The sequence below is a fragment of the Prevotella sp. CAG:592 genome (genome assembly GCF_000436015.1).
In the GTDB taxonomy this organism is placed as follows: Bacteria; Bacteroidota; Bacteroidia; order Bacteroidales; family Bacteroidaceae; genus Prevotella; species Prevotella pectinovora.
The window spans coordinates 7,996-17,662 of record NZ_FR892563.1 but is presented as its reverse complement, the minus strand read 5'-3'; the positions used below and the strand labels follow the sequence as shown (position 1 = coordinate 17,662).

The following is a 9,667-nucleotide window of genomic DNA, read 5'->3' as shown; positions in this document are numbered from 1 at the left end:
GGCTTATGGTTACATCTTCGACTTCTCTCTCGCTGAGAAGACTGCAGAGGTTCAGCCGGTGGCAACAACTCCTGTTACAGACCTCGCCGCTACAGAGGCCGGTGATCTCAAGACTATCAAACTGAAGTGGAAGAACCCGACCAAGGACGTTGACGGCAACGATCTCGCTGCTGACGCAGAGCTTTCAGTCAAGGTATTCGAGGGCGAGACTCTTCTTACTACTGTTGCAGGCGCTCCTGGCGCAGAGGGCAGCTATTCTTACGAGCCAGAGACATACGCTGGTCTCCACGAGTATAAGGTTGTCGTAGTTTACAACGAGCTTGAGTCTGAGGCTGCTACAGCTACTCTTACAGTGGTAGTTAACGGTATCAACGGTGCTATCGTTATCCCAGCCGGTGCTGAGGTTTCTGTACGCACACTTGGTGGAGCATTGGTTGGCAACAACTTCTCTACTCTCGCCAAGGGTACATACCTCGTTACAGTGAAGACTGTTGACGGTAAGGTGAAGACAATGAAGGTTACAAAGTAATGAAGGCAATGAAGGTTACAAAGTAATCTGAATTCCCATAACAAATGATTGCCGCCCGGCATCCCCTTTCGGTGGATGTCGGGCGGTTTTACAAATTCTGATGTTTATTATAAGCTGTCTTTTGGAGCATGTTCTGCCTTCGTGGTGTCGCGCTTTATCTCCTCGGCTTTCATTTTCTCACGCTTAATTTCCGTTGAGTCTGGTTGGGGGAAGAGTTCCGGATGAGCTTCGCGCCAGTTCACCTCCTTGTCTCTCTTTCCCGGCAATACTATCACCGGCATGCCTTTAGTGACAAACTTCACCAGTTCGAGGATATTCTCATTCTTTATTCTCACGCATCCGTGGCTGCGTCTGCCGCCCACCGACCATGGAGCATCGGTGCCGTGGATGCCCGTGGAGTTGAATCCCGGAGTCACGATGCGGAAGAAGCGCGGGCCATATTGTCCCGGGTTCTCGCTGCGCACGCCATTCTCGTCGGTATAGTGCCAGTTCTCGCTGTTCTGCACCTTGCCCGCCCTGAAGAAACCCTCCGGTGTGCGGCAGTCGCCCCTGCTCCTCTTGTTGCCGAATCCCTTTCCGCAGGCACAGGTGTACGACTTGCGCAGCACACCGTAGCGGTCGAACAGCTTCACCTTCATGTCGCCCTTGTCCACGATGATGAAATATTCGTATTCACTGTTGAGCAGACGGTTGCAGTAGTCCAGACTGTCGTGTGCCATCTTGTGCATGATGCCGGCGGCATAGCGGTCTTTGTCCGGCGACTCGTTCATATATTCTATCGCCTCCTCGGCAGTGCTGAACTTATGCTTTATCTTTATCGGTTCTTCCTCAATCTCCTCAATCTCGTTGGCAGATGCCAGCGGACCGTCATCCTGGGCCATCTCGTTGCCTTTGTTCGACGGCGAGCAAGCCTGCATTATCAGAGTCAGTATCGTGAGGAATATGGATAGGCGTATCGCTTTCATGTTTGTTTGATAAGATGTCATGTCTGTTTAATGTTTATTTGTTTGGTCTTACTTTTTATAAGTTACTGTCATATTTTTTTTTCTTGTTCAACCTAAATCGGTCATTAGGCCGTTCAATGTAATATATTTGCCATCCCATAGACAGAAATCTCGGTTCCCATCTTTAAGTGGTTGGTGAAGGCAAGCCCTTCTTTCGACTGCAAAGATAATAAAAAAAGCTGACATTCTTTTCGTTTTCCTTTTCAAAGCGCATTTCCGTTATGTCGGAAAAGCTCTGATTTGCGGCATTTTACCGAATAATCCACCAAGTTTGTGCATTTTTCCCCGTGCTTAGCAACCTTAACCGCTAATTTTGCAGTCACTATTACTAACCAAATCAAAATCATACAACGAAGATGAAATTGAGATTCATTGCAGCAGCCGCTGTGGCTGCATGCACTGCATTATGTGTGCAGGCGAGAAAGGTGCATACCATAGGCGACAGCACTATGGCGACCTATGACCCGAACACCACCGTGACGAGAGGCTGGGGACAGATGTTCCAGCAGTTCTTCAAGGGTGATGTCACCGTGAACAACCGTGCCAAGAATGGTGCCAGCAGCAAGAGCTTCTATAAGGAGAGCGCCTACTGGCAGTCGGTGAAGAAACAGATAGAGCCAGGTGACTACGTGCTCATTCAGTTTGCCCACAACGACGAGAAGAGCAACGGATGCGACGGCGACGAGCTGAAAGCTTACTATCAGAGCATCGGCGATGAGGCAAAGGCAAATGCCTGCGACTATCGTGGAACTACAGCCAGCGGCACCTATAAGGACTATCTGCGCAAGTATGTGGAAGAAACTCGCGCCTTGGGCGCCACACCAGTGCTGGTGGGTGCGATATGCCGAAAATATTTCGACGGGAGCACCATTCGCAGAAACGGACGCCACGACCTCGGCGACAAGTTCGACAAGATAGAAGGCGGTAAGCTCACTACCGGCAACAAAGTGGCTGCCGACGACCATACCTACGACTATCCATACCAGATGCAGGAGGTGGCAAAGGAACTGGGAGTGCAGTATCTCGATCTCACCACAGCCACAAAGGAACTCTATGAAAGCTATGGCGACGCCAAAGCCAACGCCCTGCTCTTCGACGGCAACGGCAGCACCCACACCTCGGCGATGGGAGCCACGCTGATAGCCCGTCTGGCAGCACAGCTCATGCAGAAAGCTGGAATACTGTCAGAGAATATCAACCTGACGAGCGACCTCAGTGTGAATCCCTCAACTGTAGACCTCGGACAGGCATACAAGGGACAGACGGTGGTGAGAGAAGTGTCGGTAAACGGCTTCGACCTCGTGCCAGCCGAAGGCAATGTGAGCATCACGGCGAGCAACGGACTGAAGGTTTCTGCCGACGGCAACGACTATTCGTCTATAGCAACTCTGGCCTACAAGGAAGGCAACCTTATCGGTTCCTTCAAGACAAGCTATGAGTTCGCCACAGCCGGCGACATCAATGAGAGCATCACCGTGAGCTGCGGCGACAAGACAGTCACCATCCCTGTAGTGGGCAAGTGTGTGGAACTAGCCGACGGAGTGGCAGCATCGGCATATTGGAGACTCGAGAAAGACGACAACTGCACCGTTGAAGGTCCGGTAGACCCCGTCGGCGAGACATACAGCGAGATGAAACTCCAGAAATATTCCAGTCCAAACGCTAATACCACATGGCCCGAGGGCACAGGCTTCGATGCCACCCGCAAGACGCAGCGCAACATCATCGAGGGCGAGTCGTGGCCGGCAGGCGAAATCGACGAGGTTTCTACACGATGGATAGAGTTCGCGGTGAAGCCAGCCAAGGGCACCACTTTCAACGTGAACGAGATAAGCCTCTATGTGTGTGGATGCGGAGGCAACGGAATGCACTGCAAGATTTACTACTCTAAGGAGGCAGACTTCGCCAATGCCGTTAATATCGCCGACTTCTCTGGTTCGATGAAAGCCAACGACATGATGGAGGTAAAGGCAACACCCGTGATAGAACTCTCTGAGGGCGAGACGCTACGCTTGCGCGTATATCCTTGGTATGGCAGCGCAGCAACTGGCAAGACCATCTGTCTGAGCGACGTAAAGGTGGCAGGAGTGGCAGTAAGCGCCACAAATGGAGTGAAGAGCGTGGAAAGCTCGGAGCTGAAACCGGAGAAGATATACTACAGTCTCGACGGCATTCGTCAGAACGGCATTCTTGACGGTCTGAACATTGTGGTGGAGAACGGAGTGGCAAGAAAAATAATGAAATGAACAAACAGATTCTCAATATGAAAAAGACCACATTATCCCGAATTATCGTCATGGTCCTCGTAGCATGGATGGGACTGGGCGGTGCAATGGCGGCAGACGTCATCGATGCCAAAGACGCCACTATAAAATGGGCGTTTGACAAAAGTGCCGACAATGCGTCGGCTGCAGAGATATCCGTAGACGGAGCCATCTCTACTTCAAGTTTCTCGCTGGGCGAGAAACTGTATTTCAACGGACTGCAAAGCGGACTCTCAAAACTGAATCCGACAGAAAAGATAAGCAATGCCCGCGACGATGCATCATACGTAGTATTCAGCATCGTGCCAAAGAAAGGAGTCACCTTCACACCGAAGAGCGTAGCCTTCAAATCGCAGAAATGCGGTACCAGCGGCGGTACGCTCGACGTGGTGGCCCGATGCGGCGAGAAGAGCGAGGAACTCGTGAAGGGTTTCGCCCCGGAGCGCAACAGCGTGTCGGAGTCGAAGCTCGACATCACTTCACTCACAGGAGAGAGCGACAAGGTTGAACTGTATTTCTATGTGTATAATCTCGCTAACAACAAGCAGCTCGCCCTTGGCGACGTGGTGGTGACAGGCGATCTGAACGGTACTCCGGTCACTGTGCCCGTATATACGCTGAGCGTAGGGACAGCCGACGAGGCTGCCGGCACCGTCACCGTGAATCCGGCAGGCGACAAGTTTGACGAAGGCACGGTAGTCACTGTGAGCACTACCGAGAACTTCGGCTATCATTTCTCAGGATGGGCAGGAGCCGACAATGCCATCGTGTCTACCGACAATCCATACACCTTTGAGCTGACGGCAAACACATCGCTCACCGCAACATATACGAAGAACAATGTATACGCCCTGAACCTGACACTGCAGGGAGGAGCAAATGCCAACCTCGTGACATTCTCGCCAGAAGGCAATGTGGTGGACGGAGTGCATCACTATGAAGAAGGAACCGACGTGAAGCTCACGGCACAGGACAACCGTATCCTCACCTTCATCAACTGGGACGACAACTCGACAGACAAAGAACGCGAAGTGAAGATGGACGGAGAGAAGAACCTTACGGCAAACTTCTCTTGCACAGACTATATAGTGGGCTGGGACCTCTATAGCGACACACCGTCGCAGGAGCGTGCTGCCGACTACAAGGCAGAGAGCGACAACGCCGGACTCCTCTCGCTGCGCAACGAAGCCGGCAACACCACATCATGGCTTGCATGCGGAGCAGGTAAAGGCGGACAGAACGGTAAGTATGCCGCACGCTGCTGGAGAAAACTCACCGACAAATATTATTTTGAACTCTCATTCTCAACACTGGGATACACCAACGTGGTGCTGTCGGCTGCCGTAGGCGACGACTTCAACGCACACAGTATCGTAAACGCACAATACTCTATCGACGGAACAAACTATACCACCTTCGGCACATATAACCTGCCGGCCCGCGGATGGGACTCTGAAGAATTCGCCCTGCCGGCAGAGGCAAACGGACAGAAGCTTGTGAATGTGCGCTTTCTGCCAGACTATGACTCACCGCTCGTGGGATCAACAGGCGACTACGACGGACTGGCTGTGGCGGAGATTTTCCTGCTCGCCGACAAGGAAATCGTGGAAGACAACGAGGCACCGAAACTCATCTCGACAATCCCTGCCAATGATGCAGCCGACGCATCGGCAACAGGATCTGTGATACTGACATTCGATGAGAAAGTGGTGGCTGCAGAAGGAAGCAAGGCAACGCTCAATGGAGAGGCTTTGAAACCGACGGTGAGCGGCAAGACCGTGGTATATCAGTACAGCGGACTGAGATATGCCACTGCTTATACTTTCACATTGCCGGCAGGAATGATTCTCGACCGCAACGGAAACGCTTTCTCGGGCACAGAGATACATTTCACCACTATGGAGCGCCAGCAGCCAGAACTGCGTGTCTATGACGCAGTGGTGGCACAAGACGGCACCGGAGACTACACCACTGTGCAGGCTGCCATCGACGCCGCACCGCAGAACAGAGTGAAGCCATGGCTCATATTCATAAAGAAAGGTACATACAAAGAGCATGTTGACCTGCCGGTAACAAAGCCATATCTGCACTTCATCGGACAGGGACGCGACAAGGTGTTTATCAGTGATGACAAACTTTGCGGCGGACCAAACGCACTGAGCGTGGACAAGGGAGCTACATTCGTGGCACACGCCGCCAACCTGTATTTCGAGGGATTGAGTTTCGTGAATTCATACGGAGTGGAGAAGAACGACGGTCCGCAGGCGCTCGCCCTGAACACCGAGAACGACCGCATCGTGTTCAACAACGTGGGAATGTACAGTTATCAGGATACGTGGATAACTACAAGCAAATCCAACTATCGCCACTACGTGAAGAACTCCTTCATCGAGGGAGCCGTAGACTTCATCTACAACAGCGGCGACGTTTATCTCGACAACGACACAATCAATATCGTGCGCAAGAGCGGAGGATACATCGTGGCACCATCACACCAGAAAGACGTGAAGTGGGGATACGTGTTCATGAACAACGTGATAACTGCTCCCGGCGTGCCGTCAGAAACATCGGTATGGCTTGGCAGACCTTGGCACAACTTCCCGAAGACCGTTTTCATCAACACGAAGGCTGAGGTGACGATACCTGCCACGGGATGGTATGAAACGATGGGCGGACTGCCTGTGCTGTGGGCTGACTACAACACTATGGACGCCGAAGGCAACCCTGTGGATCTCTCTCACCGCCGTGATACCTATTATTATATGAACGGCGACACAAAGGTGGAAGGCAAGGCAAAGAACTTCCTCACCGACGAGGAGGCAGCACAATATACGGTGAAGAATGTGCTCAGCGGTTCTGACAATTGGCAGCCGGAGCTTATTACCGAGGCTTGTGAGTCGCCAGCACCTGTAGTTGAGGGCGGAATGCTGAAATGGCAGCCTGTGCCATATGCCATCTGCTATGTGATAACGAAAAACGGCAACGTGGAAGGATTCACTACTGCCACATCATGCGAATATGAGGCAGGCAACGAATACCTGATACAGGCTGTGAACGAATACGGCGGACTGAGTAAGGCTGCCAAGGCAGACCAGACATCGGCAGTGGGCTCCGTAGAGACTGCTGGCGACACATTCAAGGCTACTGCTGTATATACAATCGATGGCAAAAGAATTGCTGATACGGCAAAAGGCATCAATGTCATTACTGACGGCAAGACATCGAGAAAAGTAGTGATGAAATAAAAAACAGTTGGTAGATTATTTATAAGTAGTCCAAATCTGGTTTCAGATTTGAGTAAAAGATTGTCTGGGGATTCCATGTGATGTGGCGTTCCCAGATTTTCTTATTCCAAATCGGTCACTATGGCTTGCTTGAATTTTGCTTTCTTTTATTCCAAATCGGTCGTTAGGGCTTGCTTGGATTTTGCTTTTAGAAGAGTGAATTTTGTTTGGCTATTAATGAGTAATAGCGAGATGTTGCGGAATATGATTTTTTTTTCATACTTTTGTATTCGTAAAACCAGTTGCTCCACCAATCCAGACATTGGGGATTAATCTGGCACTGAATCTGTCAAAACAAATTGTCCCGAATATACAATGAGGCTTATAACACTTGTCCTGTCATTATCATTGTCGCTGCTGTCTGCCGTCTCTGCTGCAGCCACACCGATTTGTCATATCCAGCGGTATGATGAGAACGACGGACTCACCCAATGGCACGTCACTCAGATGGCACAAGACAGTCAGGGCATGATGTGGTTCTCGACATGGAACGGACTATGTCGCTTCGATGGTTACGAATTCCGTGGATTCAAAGGACGTGTAGGTGACGGAAGCCGATTGGCAACAGACCGCATGCGCAGCGTGTGGTTGTGTGATGACGGGAATCTGGGATGCAGGGTGGACGACGACATGTATCTTTTCAACCTCAAGCGTTACCGGTTTGAAAAAATCGGAGGAATGCAGCTGAGAGGGCGGAATGCCACGGCGGTGAAAGAAAACAGACCATATCGCCATCGCGATGGCGTGGGAAATCTGTGGAAGGTGTATTATGACGGCAGACTGACCTATACGCCAAGGGGAGGCAAGGAGACACCCTACGGTGACAGGAAAAGCCTGGAGGCTGCACGCTTCTGCCTCTCTGACAAGCAGGGCAACCTCTGGGTGGCTGCCACAAGCTGCATATACAAGATATGTTTTCCGAGACAGAACGGAAATGTGGTGAGAAACGGTAATGGCGCTGAAGTCAAGACCGTCTTCGTGGATAGGTACAAGAGATACTGGATAGCCACTAAGGAAGACGAGACAGTGAGGATTTTCGACCGTGGCAACAAACTTGTGGGGTATCTTGCGCCGGATGGCAGGATTGTGGCGGGCTACACTAAATTCCGCTGTCCGATATACTGCATCACTCAAACCCGAGACGGGAGCATCTGGCTGGGAAGCAAGCCGCAGGGACTCTTCCGCCTGACCGGATGTCATGGTATGCAGGCATACAGAATAGATAAAATCGGAGGATTGGGCAGCGACAATGTCTATGACATCAAGGAGGACCGTTGGGGCAGACTCTGGATTGCTACTCTTGGTGGGGGAGTGTGTTGCGTTGAGAATCCGAGAGCGGAAAGACCTGTAGTGGTGAAACCTTTCTCCGGATTAAGAAACTATCCCCACACTCTGGCAAAGAAGGTGAGGATGATACATCTGACCAAAGATAATGTGATGCTATGCGCCACGACCGACGGACTGCTTGTGGCCAAACTGGTAGCGGGGAATGACGTCAGAAACATGGTGTTCCATTGCCACACTCGTGAGGCAAATCGCAAGGATGCCCTCAGTTGCAGTGCGGTGATGAACGTGGCTGAAGACTATAGAGGACGAATTTTTGTCAGTACGGAGAGTGGTGGAGTGAATATGATTCAGACGGGAAACCTGACGGCAGACAAGCTGTCTTTCCGACATTATGATGAGGCTAACGGGATGCCCACCGATGTGGCTCTGTCGGTTGTAGGGTTTTCTCGCAAGATGCTTATGGTGGGAAGCGACAGACTGGTGATGTTCAACCCCGACAATGGAGATTATCTCTCGTTCGGAAAGAATTTCTTCCAGTCGGAATGCAGGTTCTCAGAGGCAATTCCCGTGAGATTGCCAGATGGGCGTTGGCTGTTCGGACTGCAAGACGGAGAGTATTATGTCGCTCCGCAGCAGTTGCGCAAGAGCACCTTTGTGCCGACTATCGCCTTCACAGGCGTCAGCGTGCAGGGAGTGGAAGGAAGCTGCTCCGTCAATGCTATGGATACATTGGTGCTGGCGAGCAACGAGAGGAGCTTCACGCTGAGATTTGCCACTCTCGACTATTCCGCCGATGTCCGCCTTTCGTATGCCTTCGCCCTCTTGGACGACGGTGATGAGGAAGACGTAAAATGGAATGACATAGGCCATAACCATTCTGCCACACTGCTCGACCTGGAGCCCGGAACCTATGTCGTGCTGGTGAGATCTACCAATGCCGACGGCGCCTGGGTAGACAACGTGAGAAGGCTGACGATAGTAGTGACACCGACATTCTGGGAGACTACTCCCGCCCGTGTGCTGCTCCTCTTGCTTTTGTTGGCGTTCTTCGGTTCTGCAGTATATACCATTATATATATAAGGCGTATAAAGCGTCAGCGCCGTGAAGCTCTCGACGCATACTTGAATCTGCTCAGTAACGGTACTGGCAGTGATGCTGATGAACCGGTGCCGGCAGACACACCACTGCGTCCTGAACTCACGCCCGAGGATGACATCATGATGAGGCGCGTGTCAGCATTTGTCGACGAACATCTTGGCGATGCGGAGATAGGAGTGGGTGATATGGCAGCGGCAGCA

The 9,667-nt window shown here is 51.6% G+C and carries 5 protein-coding genes; 4 read left to right on the top strand and 1 reads right to left on the bottom strand.

From position 1 onward, the window contains the following. Window positions 1-529, top strand: a 529-nt coding sequence (locus QVO99_RS05040) for a hypothetical protein (RefSeq protein ID WP_288176970.1), incomplete at its 5' end; no start/stop codon positions are given. Window positions 530-636: 107 nt separating this feature from the next. Here the strand turns inward: QVO99_RS05040 and QVO99_RS05035 are convergent. Continuing rightward, window positions 637-1,515 (bottom strand): L,D-transpeptidase, encoded by an 879-nt coding sequence (locus tag QVO99_RS05035; RefSeq protein ID WP_022316510.1) that lies wholly within the window; start codon window positions 1,513-1,515, stop codon window positions 637-639. A 374-nt stretch (window positions 1,516-1,889) separates the two neighbouring features. Between QVO99_RS05035 and QVO99_RS05030 the strand changes: the two genes are divergently transcribed. The 3 genes from QVO99_RS05030 to QVO99_RS05020 all read left to right on the top strand — a co-directional run. Continuing rightward, window positions 1,890-3,779 carry a rhamnogalacturonan acetylesterase gene (locus QVO99_RS05030; RefSeq protein ID WP_022316509.1) on the top strand — a complete coding sequence of 630 codons (1,890 nt, stop codon included), beginning with the start codon at window positions 1,890-1,892 and terminating at the stop codon, window positions 3,777-3,779. After that, window positions 3,776-7,042: a pectinesterase family protein gene (locus tag QVO99_RS05025; RefSeq protein WP_022316508.1), complete on the top strand. Its 3,267-nt coding sequence runs from the start codon at window positions 3,776-3,778 to the stop codon at window positions 7,040-7,042. The genes QVO99_RS05030 and QVO99_RS05025 overlap by 4 nt, the downstream gene beginning before the upstream one ends. Before the next feature lie 354 nt (window positions 7,043-7,396). Beyond that, a partial coding sequence (locus QVO99_RS05020) for a ligand-binding sensor domain-containing protein (protein ID WP_288176969.1) occupies window positions 7,397-9,667 on the top strand: 2,271 nt, incomplete at its 3' end.